The sequence below is a fragment of the Streptomyces sp. NBC_01431 genome, from assembly GCF_036231355.1.
In the GTDB taxonomy this organism is placed as follows: domain Bacteria; phylum Actinomycetota; class Actinomycetes; order Streptomycetales; family Streptomycetaceae; genus Streptomyces.
On record NZ_CP109496.1, the window covers coordinates 3,984,435 to 4,003,672 of the forward strand.

The window sequence follows — 19,238 nt, forward strand, 5'->3', positions numbered from 1 at the left end:
CCCCGCGCGTACTCCGTGGTCACACAACCTTGGTGAGAGCTCCCCCTCATCCGCCGTCGCTCGCACACCGCCTGCCTTTAGACTCCCTCCCAGTGACAGGCCGCAAGGTGCAGTGGTTCAGGGAGGAAGCGTCGTCGTGAGCAGCAGGCCATCCCGAGGCGCTGCTCGCCTCGCAGCCATACTTGACGCCCTTCCGGACGGGCTTCTGCTCGTCAACTGCAACGGCACGGTCGTGAACGCCAACACCGTCGCACTGGGAATGCTGGAGGCGCCGGGTACCGGGCTCGTGGGGCGGGGAGTCCTCGATCTGCTGCCCGCCTTCGACTCCAAGCTCATCCCCGGCTCCATGCGCCGGCCCGAGAGTGAGGACGAGCAGGGCCGCACCAAACCGACCCGGATGATCGCGCGCCGCACCGACGGCACCGAGTTCCCGGTCGAGGTGACCAGCGCCAACCTGGAGGACGGGCGGGACGCGTACGCCTCGTACGGCAGCGGCGGCGGCCCCGGCTCGTACTCCGGTGACGAACTCCTCATGCTCGTCCTTCGGGATCTCTCCGGCACCGTCGACACCGAAGCCGAACTCGCCCGTTCGCAGCGGCAGACCGAGATGATCCTGCGCGCGGCGGCCGAGGGAGTGGTCGGCACCGACACCGACGGGCGGGTGGTGCTGGTTAATCCGGCCGCCGCGCAGATCCTCGGCTACCGGGCCAGCGACCTCGGCGGGCGGGAGCTGCACCCGCTGGTGCTCCACTCGCGCGAGGACGGCGAGGCGTTCCCGTACGAGGGAAGCCCGCTCGCCGACACCCTCAAGTCCGGGCGCAAGCACCGGGTGCGCGGGCAGGTGATCTGGACGAAGAGCGGCGCCATGGTGCCCGTAGACCTGACCACCGCGCCGGTACGCGACGGCGACCTGCTGGTCGGCGCCGTCATGACGTTCACCGACCGCCGCCCGTACGAGGAGCAGGCCGCCAAGCACGCCGAGGTCCTGGAGCGGGAGACCGCGCGCTACGACGCGCTCGCCGCCCGCCACCAGCAGCTGCTCTCGGTCCTCGCGGGCTCGCTGCGCGGCCCGCTGGACGAGCTGCGGCACGAACTCGCCGCCCTCGCCGCCGATGACGCGGGACAGCTGTGGCCCGAGGCCAACCAGGTGCTGCACCACCTCGCCGCCGGGTACTCCCGCATCACCACGCTCGTCGACAACGTCCTCGGCTACCAGCGCCTCGACGCGGGCAGCGAGGAGCTCAAGAAGGCCAAGGTGCTGGTCGGTTCGGTCGTCGGCGCCGGTGTCGACGGGGCCGTCGAGCTGATCGGGCCGGGGCGCGCCCAGTTCGCCGTGCACACCCCGCCCATCGAGGCCGAGGTCGACGCCGGCCGGCTGGCGACCGCGCTGGCCCACCTGATCGCCGACGTCGCCGGGGTCGACGCGACGGGCAAGGCGCCGGTGGCCGCCGGCGGCTACATGGACTCCACCGTGGTCGTGGCGGCCGCGGTGCGCGGCGAGGTCGTACGCATCGAGGTCCGCGGGCCCTACGCGGGGGGCGACCCCGTGCACGGGCCCATCGTCCGCGGCATCGTGAAGGCGCACGGCGGCGTCCTGCAAACCGTGGACGTGCCGGGCATGAGCGGTTCGGCGTACGTGCTCGAAGTGCCGCTCGGGGCTGGGGCCGGGACGGTCGAGGCGCCCGAGGCGGCCCCGGAGCCCAATGAGGCGCTGCTGCCCGCGCAGCACGACGGTGGGCTGCGCACGCAGCCCGACGGCGGCGGGCGTCGGCGCGCGCGGCGGGCGTCCACGGACGCGTTCCTGGAGAGCCCGGTCACGGAGGAGAAGTCCCCGACCGGCCGGCGCCGGGGGCGCTCGGAGGCCACCGGGGGCGCGGGGGAGTCCGACAGTGGCTCCGGTCCGGAGGGTGAACGGGGCCGGATTCCCGGCCAGCAGGGCGCGCAGGCCGCGCGGCTAGGTGTTGAGAGTGGTGGTCAGAGCGGCGGCCAGAGTGGTGGTCCGGGTGTCAGGAGTGCCGGGAGTGCCGGGAGCGGTGGCGCGTCCGGGGCTGGGTCCCCGTCGGGGTCTGGGCGTCGTCGTGGGCGGCCCAGCCCTGCCGAACAGGCCGTAGGCCGGGCCTCCGAGGGGTCCGTCGTCACCGGTGCCGAGAGCGCGCGCGAGTCGTCCGGCATGGGCCGGGCCGCGCTGGGCGAGACGGTGCCGCCGCAGGGCGTGCCGAACGAAGCCACGGGCCGCCGGGCCCGGCGTGCGCTGCCCTCGCCCGCCGCACTTGAGGCGCCGGCCGCCCCCGCCGAGAACGCGGCCGCGCCGACCGGGCGCCGAGCCCGGCGCGCGCTGGGCTCCGCACCGACCGGTGCGGCGAATGGTGCGGGTGGTGCTTCTGCGGGTGGCGTGGCTGGGGGAGCTTCTGGGGGTGGCCAGGACGGCTCGGCGCGGACGGCGTTCGCGCTGCCGCCTGCCGACGCCGACCGCACGCCGAACCCTGCCGCACCTGCGGCCGCGCCCCTGGGCGCGACTTCGCACCCGGGTGTGGCCGACGCGTCGCTGCGGGACCGCCACGGCTCCGGGCGAGGCACGGGGGCGGCGGGCGCCGCGAGCGCGGGAACCGCTGCGGGAGCCATGGGTGGTGCGCCTGTGAGTGGTGCACCCGTGGGTGGTGGGCCTCTGGGTGACGGCTCTGTAGGCGCCGGGGCCGTGGAGGCTGGGCCCATGGGGGGTCGCCCCATGGGTGCGGGGTCTACGGGCGCCGGACATATGGATGTTGGGGCTATGGGCGCTCCGCACAGGGCGGCCGGGGCCATGGGGTCTGGACCTGTGGGGCCTGGGTCTGTGGGGCCTGGGTCTGTGGGGCCTGGGTCTGTGGGGGATCAGGCCGTGGATGCCGGCCACATGGGCGCGGGGCACATGGGTGCTCACACCACGGACGCCGGGCACATGGGCGCGCGGCCTAGGGGCGCTCAGACCATGAGCGGAACACCCATGGGTGCTCACACCACAGACCCCCGGCACACGGCTGCCGGGCGCACGGGCACACAGAGCACAGACGCCGGACGCACGGGCACGCAGCCCATGAGTTCGCAGCCCGCCGCCAGCCAGGCCATGGGCACGCACCCCATGGGTGGCCAGCCCGCAGCCAGCCAGCCCCTTGGGGCCCAGCCCACAGCGAACCAGCCCATGGGCAGCCACCCCACAGGCACCCACCCCGCAGAGGTCAGCCCCGCCCCCGGTCCCGCAGGCCACCAGCAAGGCGCGGGTCGCGCGCGGCGGAAGGCCCGCGCCGAGGACGCATCGGCGGGCGCCCCCGCCCCCGGTGCCCCGGCAGCCGAGCACGCCGAGCACACCCCGGCCCAGCCGCATCCCGCCGAGCGGCCCGAATGGGCTGCCCGCGCGGTCGCGGCGCCGGGTGGGCCCGGTCCCGTACCGCCGCAGGACCCGGCCGCGCCCGAGCCCGGCCGGCCCGGCTGGGGCTCCGGCACGCCGTCCGCCCCGGCAGCACAGCCCGCGGCCGGACCGTCCGCTCAGCCCGGCCCCGTATCGCCCACGCGGCAGCCGCTGCCCGCCGAGACGCCGCCGGGTGGGATCCCGGCCGTCGGCGGGGACACCCAGGGGCGCGCCTTCAGCGTGCGGACGCTCGGCCAGGGCGCGCCGTTCGGCCGGACGCAGCCACCGGCCCAGCCCCAGGGTCAGACGCAAACGCAGGCGCCCGCACCGGCCACCGGCCAGACGCCCGCGCAGCCCGGCACCCAGGCCGCGGCCCCGCTCGGTTCGGGGCGGCGGCGCAAGCTCGGTACGCCCACGCCTCCCAAGGGTGTCGAGCGGCCCGCAGAACCGGCCGCCCGGCCGCACCCCGTGCTGCCGTCGCCCCCCTCGGAGGGCCAGGGCCGTGCGTACGCCATAGGGGCGCCCGACGAGGGTGCCGAGGGGCCCGAGCCGCTCGACGGGCCCGGCGGCGCGGTCGAGGTGGCCCACCGGCCGCAGCCGCAGCCCATCGACGACGAGCTTCCTCCGGAGCCGCTCGACAATCCGCGTCGGCTGCTCGTGTGGCCCGCGCCCGACGTCTCCACCCAGCAGGCGCTGAGCGAACGTGGCTACCGGCCGGTGGTCGTGCACTCCCGCGAGGAGGTCGACGCCCAGATCGCCGCCTTCCCGGCCGCGCTCTTCGTGGACCCGCTGACCGGTCCGATCACCCGCACCGCGTTGCAGTCGCTGCGCCAGGCGGCCGTCGCGGCCGAGGTTCCGGTGCTGGTCACGGCGGGTCTTGGGCAGGCGACGCGGGAGGCGGCGTACGGTGCCGACCCGGCCGTCCTGCTCAAGGCCCTCGCGCCGCGCGACAGCGAGCAGCACCCGCCCCGGGTGCTGCTGATCGAGGAGCACGAGGAGATCGCGCTCGCGCTGACGGCGACCCTGGAGCGGCGCGGCATGCAGGTCGCCCGCGCCGCGACCGACTCCGAGGCGGTCACCCTGGCCGGTCAGATGCGGCCGAACCTGGTGGTGATGGACCTGATGCAGGTACGCCGCCGCCGCGCCGGAATCGTGGACTGGCTGCGCGCCAACGGGCAGTTGAACCACACCCCGCTGGTCGTCTACACCTCGGCCGCCATCGACCAGGCGGAGCTCCCCAAGCTGGCGTCCGGCGAGACCGTACTGTTCCTGGCCGAACGGTCCACCAGCGGCGAAGTACAGGGCCGCATCGTGGACCTCCTGGCGAAGATCGGCACCAACTGACCCCTACCACCTACTAGTTACCAGTAGGTGGGGGGGTGGGAAGTGGGCATCGGGTCATCCGCGTGCCCCTCGGCGCCTCCTGGCCGATCGACACCTCGTGACCCCTCGGCGCCTGGTGCCGCTCCATGCGTAGGCTGGCGCGGCGCGCGACACCGTACGAATCACGAGGAGAGCCCCGTGGCCACCGCGAGCTCCGCCATACGTCAGGAACACGCCACCGTCCCCGCCGACAACGGCGAGGTCACCCTGCTGATCGCCCGCCAGGTCGAGGAGGGCTACGAGGAGTCGTTCGAGAAGTGGGCGCGCGACATCCTCGCCGCTGCCGCGCGTTTTCCCGGGCACCTCGGGCACGGGCTCTTCCGGCCGTCGACTGAGGGGGCGCCCTGGTTCCTCGTGCACCGCTTCCGGGACTCGGCCGCCCTTGAACGCTGGCAGAATTCGCCGGAGCGGGCCGGTTTCTTCGCCACCTGCACGGGCCACCACCACAGCGAGATAGCCCGCCGCGAACTGACCGGCATGGAGACCTGGTTCGCCAAACCCGGTGAGACCCGCCCCGCGCCGCCGCGCTGGAAGATGGCGATCAGCTCGGGCCTCGCCATCTTCCCCATCTCGCTGCTCGGCAACGCTGTGCTCGGCCCCTACGTCGCGGGCCTTCCGCTGGTGGTGCGGACGGCCGTGTTCACCGTGCTGTTCAGCGTGCTCATGACGTACGTGGCGATGCCGAACATGAGCCGGCTGCTACGGCGCTGGCTGCACGGCTGAGCAGGGCCGGGGCTAGCGCAGTTCCGTCACGTCCAGCTCGCCGTCCGCGTACTGCCTGCGGATGACCTTCTTGTCGAACTTGCCGACGCTGGTCTTCGGCACCGCGTCGATCAGCGCCCAGCGCTCCGGGAGCTGCCACTTGGCGATCTTCCCGGCGAGGAAGGACTTCAGGGCTGTGTAGTCGGCGGTGGCGCCCGGTTTCAACACGACGGTGGCGAGCGGACGTTCGCCCCACTTGTCGTCGGGGACGGCGACCACCGCCGCCTCGGCGACCTCGGGGTGCGCCATCAGCGCGTTCTCCAGTTCCTGGCTGGAGATCCATTCGCCGCCGGACTTGATGACGTCCTTCGCACGGTCGGTGAGGGTGAGATAGCCGTCCGTGCTGATGACGCCGACATCGCCCGTTTTCAGCCAGCCGTCCGCGCTGAACTTGTCGGCCGGGCGGAAGTCCTCGCCGCCCGCGCCGCCGAAGTACGCGCCCGCGATCCAGGGGCCGCGCACTTCGAGCTCGCCCGCCGACTCCCCGTCCCAGGGCAGGAACTCGCCGCCGGGACCGGTGAGCCGCGCCTCGACGCCGGCGGGAAAGCGGCCCTGCGTGAGACGGTACGGCCACTCCTCCTCGGCGCTCAGCCCGGCCGGCGGGTTGGACATGGTGCCGAGCGGCGAGGTCTCCGTCATGCCCCAGGCGTGACAGAGCCGTACGCCGAGCTTGTCGTACGCCTCCATCAGCGACGGCGGGCAGGCCGCGCCACCGATCGTGACGTTGCGCATGGAGGTGAGGTCGCGCGGGCGGGCCGTGACCTCGGCGAGCAGGCCCTGCCAGATGGTGGGGACGGCGGCCGCGTGCGTCGGCTTCTCGCGCTCGATCATGTCGGCGAGCGGCGCGGGCTGGAGGAAGCGGTCGGGCATGAGCATGCTGACCCCGGCCATGAAGGTGGCGTGCGGCAGGCCCCAGGCGTTCACATGGAACTGCGGCACCACGACCAGCGTCGTGTCCTTGCCCGTGAGCCCCATCGACTCGGCCATGTTGACCTGCATGGAGTGCAGGTAGATCGAACGGTGCGAGTAGACGACACCCTTGGGGTCGCCGGTCGTGCCGGAGGTGTAGCACATGGCGGCGGCGCTTCGCTCGTCCAGCTGCGGCCAGTCGTACGTCGTCGGCCGCCCGGCGATCAGCTCCTCGTACTCGTGCACCTGCGGGCCAGAGCCGTCGATGTCGTCGAGGAGCGAACGGTCACCTGGCCCGGACACCACGAGGTGCTCCAGCGTCGGCAGATGCGGAAGCAGCGGGGCGAGCAGCGGCAGCAGCGAACCGTTGACGATGACCACCCGGTCGGCGGCGTGGTTGACGATCCAGATCAACTGCTCGGCGGGAAGCCGCAGGTTGAGGGTGTGCAGCACGGCACCCATGGACGGAATCGCCATGTACGCCTCGACGTGCTCCGCGTTGTTCCACATCAAGGTCCCGGTCGCCTGGCCGTCCTCGACGCCGAGCTCGCGCAGGGCGTGGGCCAGCTGGGCGGCCCGGCCACCGATCTCGGCGAAGCTGCGGCGGTGCGGCTCGGAGTCGCCGGTCCAGGTGGTGACCTGGGACGCGCCGTGAATCGTCGACCCGTGGGTCAGGATCCGCGAGATCAGCAGCGGTACGTCCTGCATGGTGCTCAGCACGGCGTCCTCCCGGTGAGCGCTGCGGTGCGCCCGGTGGTGGCGATAGGGGTGAGCCGATTCTGCGCACATACCAAGCGGTATGTCACTACCCGGGAGTAGTTTCAGCCGAGGTCCGCGAAAGTTACCTGCGGATACTCGTCGGCGCCGTCCTTTCCGTCGGCCTCACCATCACTGCGCGTCACCGTATGGGTTCGAGTTCCGGGTCCTCGCGGAGCTTGCCGAGGGCACGCGACACCGCGCTCTTGACCGTGCCCACCGACACCCCGAGCACCTCGGCGGTCTGCGCCTCGCTCAGGTCCTCGTAGTAGCGCAGAACGACCATGGCACGCTGGCGGTCGGGCAGCTTCATGACCGCGCGCCACATCGCGTCGTGCAGGACCTGGTGGTCGGCCGGGTCCGGCCCCGGCACGACCTCCGGCTCGGGCAGCTCGTCACAGGCGAACTCCTCGACCTTGCGCTTGCGCCACTGCGAGGTGCGGGTGTTGAGCAGCGCGCGGCGCACATAACCGTCGAGCGCCCGGTGGTCCTCGATCCGGTCCCAGGCGACGTACGTCTTGGTGAGCGCCGTCTGCAGCAGGTCCTCGGCATCGCTCGGGTTCGCGGTCAGCGAGCGCGCGGTGCGCAGCAGCACGGGGCCCCTCGCGCGGACGTACGACGAGAACGACGAGTACGCGTGGTAGGGCGTCGCCGCTCGGGAGGCGCTGGTGCAGACGGGCGTTGTCATGACTCCACGCTATGAGCGCTCAAGCCCCGCGGGATCGGCCCCAGGTCCCGAAGCGGTGTCCGCCTCAGGTTGTAGGGGTGGGGGTGGCCTCACCTCCTGAAGGTGGAGGACGCATCCCCACCCGTCGGGGTTCAGCCCCGCCACGCCAGGCCCTGGGGCCCGCCAAACCCCGGGGCCCGCCACGCCTGGCTCTCGCGGCCCGCCAGATCCCCGGGGCCCCGCCGCGCCTGGCCCTCGGGGTCTGCCAGACCCCCGGCCCCACCACGCCACGCCGAACGCGGGGCGCCCTGGCCAGCCGAACGCAGACCGCCCTGCCCGGCCGAACGCGGACCGCCGCCCGGTCCGCCGCCCCGCAGACCACCCCGCCGAACGCCGACCCCCACCCGGTCCGTCACCCCGCGGACCGGCCGGCCCAGCCGAACGCAGACCGCTCAGCCCGGCCCGCCGAGTGACCTCGTGGCCTAGCCGTCCCTGCCCAGGATCAGGCCCGAGGTCGGAACGCCCGTGCCCGCCGTGACCAGGACGTGGGCCGCGCCGGGTATCTGGTTCACCGAACTCCCCCGGAGCTGGCGGACCGCCTCCGCCATGCCGTTCATTCCGTGCAGATACGCCTCTCCCAGCTGGCCCCCGTGCGTGTTGAGTGGCAGCGCGTCCGCCGCCACGAAGTCGGCCGCCTCACCCGGTGTGCAGAAACCGAACTCTTCCAACTGCATCAGCACGAACGGCGTGAAATGGTCGTACAGAATCCCCACATCGATCTCGGCGGGTGTGAGGCCCGAGGTCTGCCAGAGCTGGCGCGCGACCACGCCCATCTCGGGCAGTCCGGTCAGCCCGTCCCGGTAGAAGCTGGTCATCCCCTCCTGTCTGCGGCCGGCGCCCTGCGCGGCCGCGGTGATCACGGCGGGCCGCTGCCGCAGATCCCTGGCCCGTTCCGTGGTGGTGACGACGATCGCTTGTCCGCCGTCGGTCTCCTGGCAGCAGTCCAGGAGCCTGAGCGGCTCGACGATCCACCGCGAGGCCGCATGATCGGCCAGGGTGATCGGCTTGCCGTAGAAGTACGCAGCCGGATTGTTCGCGGCATGGCGGCGATCGGTCACGGCGACATGGCCGAACGCGTCCGGCGTCAGGTTGTAGGTGTGCAGATACCGCTGAGCGGCCATGGCGACCCACGACGCGGGCGTGAGCAGCCCGAACGGAAGCGACCAGCCGAGCGCCGCCCCCTCCGCCGACGGCTCCCGGTGCTGCACCCCGGACCCGAACCGTCGCCCGGAACGCTCATTGAACGCCCGGTAGCAGACCACCACTTCCGCCACCCCGGCAGCGACCGCGAGAGCGGCCTGCTGGACCGTCGCGCAGGCCGCGCCGCCCCCGTAGTGGATGCGCGAGAAGAACGACAGCTCACCGATGCCCGCCGCCTGCGCCACGGTGATCTCGGGGCTGGTGTCCATGGTGAACGTCACCATGCCGTCGACGTCGGCGGGCGCGAGCCCGGCGTCGTCAAGTGCCGCGTGCACCGCCTCGACCGCCAGTTTCAGCTCGCTGCGCCCGGAGTCCTTGGAGAACTCGGTCGCCCCGATCCCGGCGATGGCCGCCTTCCCGCCGAGCGAGTCGGCCCTGCGTACGCTCATGACCGGGCTCCGGGGAGCGCGTGGTGCTCGGCGGAGCCCACAAGGCCGGGCACGGCCACGCGGACGGTGCCCGTGACGTGATGGCCGAGCCCGTTGGCACCGACCACCCGGACCTCGGCGACGTCTGCCTCCACGGCCGTCACCGTGCCGGTCAGCGTCATGGTGTCCCCCGGATAGTTGGGCGCCCCGAGCCGTATCCTCACCGACCGCAGCCGGGCCGCGGGCCCGAAGTGGTCGGTGATGTACCGCCCGACCAGGCCGTTGGTGGTCAGGATGTTCATGAAGATGTCCGGGGAACCCTTCTCCCGGGCGAGCACCGCGTCGTGGTGTACGTCCTGGTAGTCGCGGGAGGCCACCGCCCCGGCCACGATCAGCGTCCGGGTGACCGGAATCTCCAGCACCGGCAACTCGTCTCCGACCTTCACGCCCCTACCCCCGTGATCCCCGTCTGTTTTTCGGACACGATCAACTCCCCCAATTCCGCGAGGAGTTCGGCACCACAGCCCAGGTGGGCGTCGAGCTGCCGTCCCCACAGGAAGTGCCGGTGGACGGGGTGCTCCAGGTCCGCCCCAAGGCCGCCGTGCAGGTGCTGGCCCGCGTGCACGACGCGGGTGCCCGCCTCCGCCGCCCACCAGGCCGCCGTCAGCGCGTGCGTCCCGTACCGCAGCCCCGCGTCTCGTCGCCAGGCCGCCTCGTACGAGGTGACCCGTATCGCCTCGGTGTCCATGTACGCGTCCGCGGCCCGCAACAGCACGCCCTGGTTGGTGGAGAGCGGGCGCCCGAACTGCTCGCGGGTCGTGGTGTGCCGAACCGCCCTGGCCAGCGAGCCCGCGCACACACCGGCCTGGAGACCGGCAAACGCCGTACGGGCGGTGGCCAGCACGTCCTCGTACGCACCCGGCCCGCCCACGCGCTCGCCCGGCGTGCCGTTGAGCGTGAGCCGACCGGCCGACCAGGGTGCGGTCGTCTCCACCGGCTCGGCCTCCGCATCGGCCACCCGCACCAGCCACAGCCCGCGCTCGGCGTCAGGGACCAGCACATGGGTGGCGTCCCGCAGCCACGGTACGAGCGGAACGACCCCGCTCAACTCACCTTGCACCGTTGTCTGTACGCCCCCGCGCCGCGACGCGGGGAACGCACCGGTCGCCACCGCCGTGCCGTCGCGCAGGGCGGGCAGCAGTCGCTCGCGCTGCATGGGCGTGCCGTGCGCGGTGAGCGCGAGAATCCCGTAGACACAGCTGGCCGCGAACGGGACCTGGGCCGTGGTCCTGCCCTGCTCCTCCAGGGCGATCACCAGGCCGAGCAGACCGATCTCCTCGACGGCCGCGGGCAGACCGGCCCCGCACAGTGCCTTCCACAGCTCGGCGTCCGTCCCCGTACCGGCCGCGGTGAGCCTCTCGTGCGTGGACAGGTCGCCGAAGATCTGCGCGGCCAGATCACGCACGGCCGCCTGTTCCTCGGTGGGTGTGAAGTCCATCAGACCGCCTCCGTCCGGAAAACGGGCAGCTCCAACTCGTCGTCCATCCGCTGGAATTCGAGCCGGACGGGCATGCCGATGCGCACCTCGTCCGGAGCCACACCGACCACGTTGCTGATCATCCGCACGCCCTCCGCGAGCTCGATGAGCCCCACCGCATAGGGCGGGTCGAAGGCCGGGAAGGGTGGGTGGTGCATCACGACGTACGAGAAGACGGTCCCGCTGCCGCTCGCCTCGACGGTGTCCCACTGCGCCGATCCGCAGGCGTGGCATCCCGGCAGCCACGGGAACCGCAGCTCGGCGCAGCCGCCGCAGCGCTGGATGAGCAGCCGGTGCTCTGCGACGCCGGCCCAGAATCCGGCGTTGTCCCGGTTGACGACGGGCCGGGGCCGTACCGCCCCGGCCGAAGCCTTCGGTTCAGCGACCGTCCGGGCCCCTCCCGGCCCCCCGGCATTCCCAGGACTCCGCGAATTCCTTTGCGCGGGCGCGTACTTGAGAATCCGGAAGCGATGTGTGCCCGCGAGGGCGCCGTTGGCCCGGACGTCCATCCGGGTGGTGACGAAGTGCCCGGCCCCCAGCTTGGTGGTCTTGGGCTCGGACACGGACTCGATCACCGCGTCGTAGGTGATCCGGTCGCCGGGACGGAGATCGCGGACGTACTCCTGCTCGCAGTCCGTCGCGACCACCGAGGTGAACCCGGCGCCGTCGAGCAGCTCGAACAGCTCGTCGTAGGCCGAGGTGCGGCCCGAGCCGTCGCCGTGCCCGGAGAGGCCGCCCATCGTCCAGGCCTGGAGCATCGTCGGTGGCGCTATGGCGTCAGGCCCGGTGTACGCGGCGTTGGTGTCGCCCATCGCCTCGCACCAGTGCCTGATCATCGGCTCGTTGACGAGGTCCTTGCCGACCCCGGCGGTCGCGGCCGCCCGACCCTCGAACTTCTTCAACCGGCCAAGGAAGTCGGCCTCGTTCACCCCGCTCACCTCTTCCCCCTCTTCATGCCGAGCCGCATCGTCGCGACGATCTCCCGCTGCACCTCGCTCACCCCGCCCCCGAACGTGTTGATCTGCGCCGCCCTGTTCATCCGCTCCAGCTCCCCGTCCCCGAAGGCGCCGGGCGAACCACCCCGTACCAGGCCCGCGTCACCCACGATTGCCTGACACATTCGATACGTTTCGACCGCGGCCTCCGTTCCCGCGAACTTCACGCCGCTGGCGTCCCCGGGGGCCAGCCGGCCACCCCCCACATCGGCCACCAAACGCCAGCTGAGCAGGCGATTCACCGCCAGCCGTGCATGCGTCTCGGCCAGCTTGGCCTTCACCCAATCGTGGTCAACACGGCGCTCACCATTCACCGGATCGGGCGTACAGGCGTGGGTGAGCGCCGCGTCGCAGAAATCCTCGGCCTGCATGCCGATCGCGGCGAGCGCGACCCGCTCGTGGTTCAGCTGGTTGGTGATCAGCCCCCAGCCCGCGTTCTCCTCGCCGACCAGGTTCCCGGCAGGCACGCGGATGCCGTCGTAGTACGTCGCCGTTGTGGTCAGACCGCCGACCGTCTCGATCGGCGTCCACGAGAAGCCCGGCGCCTCGGTCGGCACCAGGATGATCGAAATCCCCTTGTGCTTGGGCGCGTTGGGGTCGGTGCGGCAGGCGAGCCAGATCCAGTCGGCGTTCTGCGCGTTGGAGGTGAAGACCTTCTGCCCGTCGATCAGCCACTGCGCGCCGCCCTCCGCACTCCCTTCCACGCGTACGGCCCGGGTGCGGAGCGAGGCGAGATCGGTACCGGCCTCCGGCTCGCTGTAGCCGATGGCGAAGACGAGGTCGCCACTCAGGATCCTGGGCAGGAAGTACGCCTTCTGCTCGGCGGTCCCGTACTTCATCAGGGTCGGACCGACCGTGTTCAGGGTGACCATCGAGACCGGGGCGCCCGCCCGGTAGGCCTCGTCGAAGAAGACGAACTGCTCGTCGGGGCCCCGCCCCCGACCGCCGTACTCGACGGGCCAGCCGAGCCCCAGCAGCCCGTCGTCGCCGATGCGGCGCAGTAGCGCGCGCTGCTCGGCGGCGCTCGCACCGAGTGGTGGTCCGTCCGGCATCAATTGGGAGAAGTACATGCGGAGTTCGGCGCGCAGCCGCTGCTGGCGCTCGGTGGGGGCGAGGTGCACGACGGGGCCTTCCGTGCGTACGGCGGGCGGGGAACGGGATCCGCGTCAACGGCGTCATGTGCGTCATCTGGGTCACAAGGTTTTCTGACTGTCCGTCAGATGCCGTCCCGCTGTCAATGCCCGCCGCAGCGAGGGACGCTCCCTTGGGCCACGTACGCATGTCGCGCGCATGCGTACGGCCCGGGTGGCAGTGCCGAAGCACCGCCACCCGGGCCGCCGATCACCCCACTGACCGGCCCCGCAGCCGGGGCGAAGGCTCACCAGAGGCGTGAGAAGTTCACGGCGACGTTTCCGTTGCCCTGGTTGACCGATGTGAAGGCGGAACCGTTCACCTGGGCGGTATTGCTCTGGTTGGTGGCGCCTGATCCGACAGCCTGCTGCTGGGTGGTGGACGAATTACCCCGATTGTCATGTCCGACCCCGCTGCCGCTGACGGTCGCGACCGCCGCGTTCGATCCGTGGCCAGCGATCGAGCCGTTGTCGGCGATGGCCACACCCGAGCAGAGGGCGGCGGCGAGGGGCAGCGCGGCAACGGCGGCGAGAACGCGGGCGGTACGGATGCTTGCCATGTCAATTCCTCCAGGAACCAGATGTACGTGCTGCTTGTACTGCCTTGCCCGTGTCTGTGGTGCTGATGGTTCGGCTCGGGCCGGGCAGTAAGTACGGCCTGTTCCAAGGCAGTTGGCCGACCACCTCGGACGCTGTGACGACGTCGCGAGATCAGAATTGCCCACCGAATCCCCGGCGAACCCGCCAAGTCGGCACCTTTCGCCCGCAAGCGTGATGACATGTCGATAAACCTCCCATGCACCCCCAACCGGCGACCGGGGGACGGGTTTGCGGCCGGACCCGCCAGCCCCCAAGGGGAGAACCGTTTCGGCACCGAAGCAGCCAGACTTTCCGGCCGATCAGGTCGCCAGGCGATCAGCGGGGTCACCCGGAGGCCGCCCTCCCGGAGGGGATTCCCTTTCTCGAACATTCGTACGAACATGGAGCCATGGCCACCATCGACCGGCAGGCCGCCACCCTGGCCCTCGCCCACGCCCTGTCCGCCGCCGAGCGCGGGCTGCCCGTCATCCCGCTGTCGCGCACCAAGCTCCCCGCGATCGCCTCGCCACACCGTGCGGACCCCCGGCCGGTGCTCTGCCGGGGCGAGTGCGGCCTCCCCGGCCACGGGGTGCACGACGCCACCACCGACCCGTCCGCGGTGCGCGCGCTGTTCGCCACCGCACCCTGGGCCACGGGCTACGGCATCGCCTGCGGCCGGCCCCCGCACCACCTCATAGGCATCGATCTGGACACCAAACCACCGGCGGCCGATTCCACCGCGGCGCTCCAACACCTGGCCCTGGGCCACCTGTTCACCATCCCGGAGACGGTGGTGGTGATCACTCCGAGCGGGGGCCGCCACATCTGGCTGACCGGCCCCCCGGACGCGGTCGTGCCGAATTCCGCGAGCCGCCTCGCCCCCGGCATCGACATCCGGGGCTCCGGCGGCTACCTGGTCGGCCCCGGCTCGCTGAGCAGCCGGGGGGTGTACCGGCTCGCGCCCGGCACCGCCCACCTGGAGCCGGCCCCCTGCCCCCGCGCACTCCTCGACCTCCTCACGCCCCCCACGCGCCCGCAGCACGGCCAGCGGTACGCCGGCCACCAGGGGCAGGGGCTGGTTCAGTTCGTGCTGGCCGCCCAAGAGGGGCAGCGCAACACCCGGCTGTTCTGGGCGGCGTGCCGGGCGTACGAGAACGGAATCGGCGAGGAACTGGCCGCCGCACTGACGACCGCCGCGATCCGGACCGGCCTCACCGAACACGAGGCCCGCGCGACGATCGCCTCCGCGGCGAGGATGAGCGCAGCTCGGTGAGGGCGCGGGGGAGGTGGGCGTGTGAAGGGTGTGGCGTACGGGGTCGGGGGGCACGGGCCGGGGCGTACGGGGTGGGGCGGCGGGTCCCGCCGCACCTAGGGGAACCCGAGGGGGCTTCCCCACCGTTACTTGGGGGGACCACCCCATGTCCCGGCCGCACCCTCAACGGCCAAGATCCATCCATGACTTCACAGCTGACGCAGATCCGAATTGTCGTCGGCGCGGCCCTCCTCGGCGGCGCCTTAACCTCGATCACTCCGGCCTCGGCGGCCGACGTCCGCCCCTCTCGGGCCCAGCCCGGCGCCATCGTCTCGTCGGAGCAGGTGGCCGACCTGACGGCGGGAGAAGTGACGGGACAGCTCCAGGGGAAGATCGACTCGTCGCAGGTCCGCTACGGGGTGACGGCCTACCGGGTCGCCTACCGCACCACTGACAGCGCGGGCGCCCCCACCACCGCCAGCCAGCTCCTCGTCCTGCCCAAGAACGAGGCACACCGCCTGCCCACCGTCTCCTGGCTGCACGGCACCACCGTGTACCGCAAGGACGTCGCCTCGGAGAACCCGAAGTCGGACGACCGGCTCGCGGCGCTGCTCTTCGCGTCGACCGGCCGGGCAGTCTCGGCCCCCGACTATGTGGGCCTCGGCTCGGGTGAGGGCTTCCACCCGTACGGCGACCCGGCGGCCACGGTGTCGGCGTCCGTCGACGGACTGCGCGCGGCCCGCGCCATCGCCCACCAAAAGGGACGCGAGCTGGACCGGAAGGTGCAGGTCAGCGGGTTCTCGCAGGGCGGTCCCGCGACGATGATGGTGGGTCGCGCACTTCAGCAGGAGGACGCCGACCGCTACTTCCGGCTGGGCGCGCTCGCTCCGGTCAGCGGTCCCTTCCATCTCTCCGTCTTCGAAGCCGCGGCGGCCAACGACAAGATCAACAACTCCGGCCTCTACCTCGCCTACTTCGCCACCGCCTGGAACAAGATGTACGGCCTCTACAGCTCCCCCAGCGAGGCCTTCCGCTTCCCCTACGACCAGAAGGTGGAGGGCCTCTTCGACGGCTATCACACCACTGAGCAGATCGCGCGCGAACTGACGCCTGCCGCCAAGGACTTGTTCACCGAGGACTTCCTGAACAAGGTCCGCGCGCCCAGCGGAGTCCTGCAACGCAAGCTGCGCCCGACGGACAACACCTGCGACTGGAAGCCGGACGTGCCGGTGGACATCTTCTACGCCAGCGGCGACAAGGACGTCGACAACGCGCACTCCGGGTACTGCGCGGACCAGTTGGCGCGCAACGGCGCCGCCGAGAAGCTGACCGATGTCGGCGACTACAGCCACAACGATTCCGTCCGGCAGGCACTTCCCCGGATCATCAGGTTCTTCGACAAGTCGGAGACGATGACGGGCTGAAGCGGGCGGTCCTGAGTGGATCCGCCGACGCCGGTCAGCCGGCCGGGCCACGCTGAAACGCTGGCGCCGCCTCGCTTGCCCGCGAGACGGCACCAACTACTCGGTCAGCTCGGGAGGTTGGTCAGCACCCCCAGGACAGCTGCTTGTAGCCGACGTACAGGAAGCCGCGCGAGTTGATGTCGACGGTCGAGCCCGCTCCACCCATGGAGTCCGACGCCCACGCCGCGTGACCGTCCGGGGTGTAGACCACGAAGTTGCCGTCTCCCTGATACGTCGCGTGGTTGGCGCCGGACCCATTGCTGTTCGACGCCCAGCACACCTTGCGGCTCTGGGCTCCCTCGGTCGGGTCGCCGTCCCAGCGGTACTCGACCAGGTTGCCGTCCGACTGCATGATCAGCTGGAACCAGGTGCTGGAGCCCGTGGTGCCGATGATCGAGTCGCCGGCGTAGAGGGTCTCGCCGCGGGACAAGGCATTGGTGGTGTTCGCCGAAGCGGTTCCGGCCACACCGACAACGGCTGCCACTGCCGCAGCGCCCGCTACGAGCATTTTGATCGTCTTGCGCATGGGTGTCCCCCCGTAGGTGAAGCAGATGTACTTGGATGGCGCCCTGGCCCTGACACGGCCCAGACGGCCTCCGAGGTGCGGCTTCACCGTGCCGGGTGGCGCTCGCCGGTGGCAACCTTGATCGGCGTCTCAGCGTCTCGTCTTGCTCCCAGGCCCTCTAACCTGCGGATTGGGACGTCCCGCAAGGGAGGGCCAGGCGCGATGCACGACGCGCGGGATGCGCCCAAAGGACGGCGCGGTTCCCGGTGGTTCGCCCGGTTCACGCCGGGTGCGCACACGGTGATCCGGGGCGTCGCGAAGGGGATCAAGGCGAACCAGACCCCACGGAAAAGGGGCGCCCCGGAATCAGGACGCCCCTTGTGACCAGCGCATACGCTGACCTGCTGCGGTGGGTGTGGGATTTGAACCCACGGTGACTCGCGCCACGACGGTTTTCAAGACCGTTCCCTTAGGCCGCTCGGGCAACCCACCCACGCCCCGCCGACCAGCGGCGGAAGCGGCTACAGCCTACCGGCAACGGGTCAGTTGCTGTCGCCCCTGCGTTCGCCCAGGGTGATCGTGACCGTGGTCTCCTTGCCGTTCCGCTTGTAGGTCAGCGGGACCTGGTCGCCCGGCTTGTGCGTCCAGATCTCGCTGATCAGCGTCGGGCCGCTGTCGATGGGCATGTCGCCGAACTTGGTGATGAGGTCGCCCGGCTTCAGACCGGCCTTGTCCGCCGGGCCGCCCGGGGTGATCGGTTGCTGGCTGGCGGTGCCCTGGGGGGAGATCTGGGCGCCGTCGCCACCGCCGGGGAGGCCGGCGCCGCTGCTCTGCTGGATCCCCACCGAGGCGCCGATCACCGGGTAGACCGGCTGGCCGGTCTTGATGAGCTGCTCCGCGACGTTCTTCGCCTGGTTGATCGGGATGGCGAAGCCGAGGCCGATCGAGCCCGCCTGGGACTGGCCCATGCCGCCGCCCGTGCCCGCCGACTGGATCGCGGAGTTGATGCCGATGACCGCGCCCGTGGAACTGATCAGCGGGCCGCCCGAGTTGCCCGGATTGATGGACGCGTCGGTCTGTAGGGCGCTCATGTACGAGGCCTTGGAGTTCTGGCCGTCGCTGGAGGCCACCGGGCGGTTCTTGGCGCTGATGATGCCGGTGGTCACGGTGTTGGAGAGGCCGAAGGGGGCGCCGATCGCGATCGTCGAGTCGCCGACCGCGATCTTGTCCGAGTCGCCGAGGGCCAGCGGCTTGAGGTTCGAAGGGGCGTTCTTCAGCTTGATGACGGCAACGTCGTAGCCCTGCGCGCGGCCCACCACTTCGGCGTCGTACTTCTTGCCGTTGGAGAACGTCGCGGACAGCTTGCCGCCGCTCGCCGCGGAGGCCACCACGTGGTTGTTCGTGAGGATGTGGCCTTCCTTGTCGTAGATGAAGCCGGTGCCGGTGCCGCCCTCGCCGTCGTTGCCCTGGGCGTCGATCGTGACGACGCTGGGCAGCGAGTTCGCCGCGACGGCCGCCACCGTGCCCGGATCGCGCTTGAAGTCCTTCGGGGTGTCGGAGGACGCCACCGTGGTGGAACCCGAGCCGCTGTTGTCCCGGTCCGCGGCGAAGTAGCCGATGGCTCCGCCGATGCCGCCGGCCACCAGCGCGGCCGCGACCACCGCGGCGACCAGGCCGCCGCCGCGCTTGCGCGGAGCGGGGGACTGCGGGGCGCCCCACGGGTCGCCGCCGTTGCCCTCGCCACCGCCGCCGTAGGAGGGGAGCACGGGCGGGGGCGGCGGCCAGCCGGCGCCGCCCTGCTGCGGGGGCGCCGGCTCGTGCGCCGCGTACGCCTGCGGGTCGTGCTGCGCCGACGCGGCCGGGGTGGGAGGCAGCGGGGCGGTGGCCGGGTCCTGGCCGGGCTGCGCGCCGGGCTCGTGGGCCGACGCGGCCGGCTGCGGCACCGCTTCGTGGACGAGGGTGCTGTCGGCCTCTCGGGGCGCGGCGGGCGGCGCGTCCGAAGGCGCGGCGGGGGCCGTGGTGCCGGGGGCTGCGGCAGGGGCGGGAGGTGCAGCAGGTGCAGACGACGGGGCAGGCGGGACGGCCGGGACCGCGGTGCCCTCGTTCTCGGTGCTCACAGCTTGCTCTCCTCGGTTTCCACTCGGTCTGGGGGACGGATGGTCTGGCGGGCGTCGTGCGGGTGGTGCTCGGCGTTGCTGTCGGGCGTCGGCGCGGGGCCTCGGCAACAACAATGGTGCGCCGGGGGTCCGACATCGGACCCCGCACTGTGCGGATGACTCCGCTCAGCTTT

The 19,238-nt window shown here is 71.8% G+C and carries 14 protein-coding genes and 1 tRNA gene; 4 read left to right on the forward strand and 11 right to left on the reverse strand.

Going from position 1 to position 19,238, the window contains the following annotated elements:
• The first annotated feature begins 136 nt into the window (after nt 1-136).
• Together OG522_RS18315 and OG522_RS18320 are read left to right on the forward strand one after the other, a co-directional pair.
• Complete coding sequence (locus OG522_RS18315; RefSeq protein WP_329464041.1) at nt 137-4,726, forward strand: PAS domain-containing protein; 4,590 nt, start codon at nt 137-139, stop codon at nt 4,724-4,726.
• A gap of 177 nt (nt 4,727-4,903) precedes the next feature.
• On the forward strand, nt 4,904-5,488 hold the full coding sequence (locus OG522_RS18320) for an antibiotic biosynthesis monooxygenase (RefSeq protein WP_329464042.1): 585 nt from the start codon (nt 4,904-4,906) through the stop codon (nt 5,486-5,488).
• A 12-nt stretch (nt 5,489-5,500) separates the two neighbouring features.
• Here OG522_RS18320 and OG522_RS18325 read toward each other — a convergent pair whose 3' ends face one another.
• From OG522_RS18325 to OG522_RS18360, 8 genes are all read right to left on the reverse strand, one after another.
• Complete coding sequence (locus tag OG522_RS18325; protein ID WP_329464043.1) at nt 5,501-7,156, reverse strand: long-chain fatty acid--CoA ligase; 1,656 nt, start codon at nt 7,154-7,156, stop codon at nt 5,501-5,503.
• Between the two features lie 178 nt (nt 7,157-7,334).
• On the reverse strand, nt 7,335-7,880 hold the full coding sequence (locus OG522_RS18330; protein ID WP_329464044.1) for a SigE family RNA polymerase sigma factor: 546 nt from the start codon (nt 7,878-7,880) through the stop codon (nt 7,335-7,337).
• 461 nt (nt 7,881-8,341) lie between these two features.
• The gene (locus OG522_RS18335; RefSeq protein WP_329464045.1) at nt 8,342-9,508 is read right to left on the reverse strand and encodes a lipid-transfer protein; all 1,167 of its coding nucleotides are present in this window, start codon (nt 9,506-9,508) and stop codon (nt 8,342-8,344) included.
• Nucleotides 9,505-9,933 carry a MaoC family dehydratase gene (locus OG522_RS18340; protein ID WP_329464046.1) on the reverse strand — a complete coding sequence of 143 codons (429 nt, stop codon included), beginning with the start codon at nt 9,931-9,933 and terminating at the stop codon, nt 9,505-9,507. Before OG522_RS18340 ends, OG522_RS18335 begins: the two co-directional genes overlap by 4 nt.
• Nucleotides 9,930-10,985, reverse strand: a complete 1,056-nt coding sequence (locus tag OG522_RS18345) for an acyl-CoA dehydrogenase family protein (protein ID WP_329464047.1) — start codon at nt 10,983-10,985, stop codon at nt 9,930-9,932. The genes OG522_RS18340 and OG522_RS18345 overlap by 4 nt, the downstream gene beginning before the upstream one ends.
• Nucleotides 10,985-11,962, reverse strand: coding sequence for a bifunctional MaoC family dehydratase N-terminal/OB-fold nucleic acid binding domain-containing protein (locus OG522_RS18350; RefSeq protein WP_329464048.1), 978 nt, complete (start codon nt 11,960-11,962; stop codon nt 10,985-10,987). The genes OG522_RS18345 and OG522_RS18350 overlap by 1 nt, the downstream gene beginning before the upstream one ends.
• Nucleotides 11,959-13,140 carry an acyl-CoA dehydrogenase family protein gene (locus OG522_RS18355; RefSeq protein WP_329464049.1) on the reverse strand — a complete coding sequence of 394 codons (1,182 nt, stop codon included), beginning with the start codon at nt 13,138-13,140 and terminating at the stop codon, nt 11,959-11,961. The genes OG522_RS18350 and OG522_RS18355 overlap by 4 nt, the downstream gene beginning before the upstream one ends.
• A gap of 257 nt (nt 13,141-13,397) precedes the next feature.
• Entirely contained in the window at nt 13,398-13,709 is a 312-nt protein-coding gene (locus OG522_RS18360) for a hypothetical protein (protein ID WP_329464050.1), read from the reverse strand.
• A 428-nt stretch (nt 13,710-14,137) separates the two neighbouring features.
• On the opposite strand from OG522_RS18360, the gene OG522_RS18365 reads away from it, so the two are divergent.
• A complete protein-coding gene (locus OG522_RS18365; protein WP_329464051.1) occupies nt 14,138-15,001 on the forward strand; it encodes a bifunctional DNA primase/polymerase in 864 nt (287 codons plus the stop codon).
• A gap of 182 nt (nt 15,002-15,183) precedes the next feature.
• The gene (locus OG522_RS18370; protein WP_329464052.1) at nt 15,184-16,404 is read left to right on the forward strand and encodes a lipase family protein; all 1,221 of its coding nucleotides are present in this window, start codon (nt 15,184-15,186) and stop codon (nt 16,402-16,404) included.
• A 121-nt stretch (nt 16,405-16,525) separates the two neighbouring features.
• Here the strand turns inward: OG522_RS18370 and OG522_RS18375 are convergent, their stop codons facing one another.
• The 3 genes from OG522_RS18375 to OG522_RS18385 all read right to left on the reverse strand — a co-directional run bounded on the left by OG522_RS18375 (nt 16,526) and on the right by OG522_RS18385 (nt 19,065).
• Nucleotides 16,526-16,969 (reverse strand): hypothetical protein, encoded by a 444-nt coding sequence (locus OG522_RS18375; protein WP_329464054.1) that lies wholly within the window; start codon nt 16,967-16,969, stop codon nt 16,526-16,528.
• Between the two features lie 386 nt (nt 16,970-17,355).
• A tRNA-Ser gene (locus OG522_RS18380) sits at nt 17,356-17,440 on the reverse strand.
• Nucleotides 17,441-17,490: 50 nt separating this feature from the next.
• On the reverse strand, nt 17,491-19,065 hold the full coding sequence (locus OG522_RS18385) for a S1C family serine protease (RefSeq protein ID WP_329464055.1): 1,575 nt from the start codon (nt 19,063-19,065) through the stop codon (nt 17,491-17,493).
• Nucleotides 19,066-19,238: the final 173 nt, after the last annotated feature.

Coding starts and splice junctions, on each gene's coding strand:
- OG522_RS18330 (WP_329464044.1), bottom strand. CDS start 7,880: ATGACAACGCCCGTCTGCACCAGCGCCTCCCGAGCGGCGACGCCCTAC.
- OG522_RS18360 (WP_329464050.1), bottom strand. CDS start 13,709: ATGGCAAGCATCCGTACCGCCCGCGTTCTCGCCGCCGTTGCCGCGCTG.
- OG522_RS18375 (WP_329464054.1), bottom strand. CDS start 16,969: ATGCGCAAGACGATCAAAATGCTCGTAGCGGGCGCTGCGGCAGTGGCA.
- OG522_RS18370 (WP_329464052.1), top strand. CDS start 15,184: ATGACTTCACAGCTGACGCAGATCCGAATTGTCGTCGGCGCGGCCCTC.
- OG522_RS18335 (WP_329464045.1), bottom strand. CDS start 9,508: ATGAGCGTACGCAGGGCCGACTCGCTCGGCGGGAAGGCGGCCATCGCC.
- OG522_RS18365 (WP_329464051.1), top strand. CDS start 14,138: ATGGCCACCATCGACCGGCAGGCCGCCACCCTGGCCCTCGCCCACGCC.
- OG522_RS18345 (WP_329464047.1), bottom strand. CDS start 10,985: ATGGACTTCACACCCACCGAGGAACAGGCGGCCGTGCGTGATCTGGCC.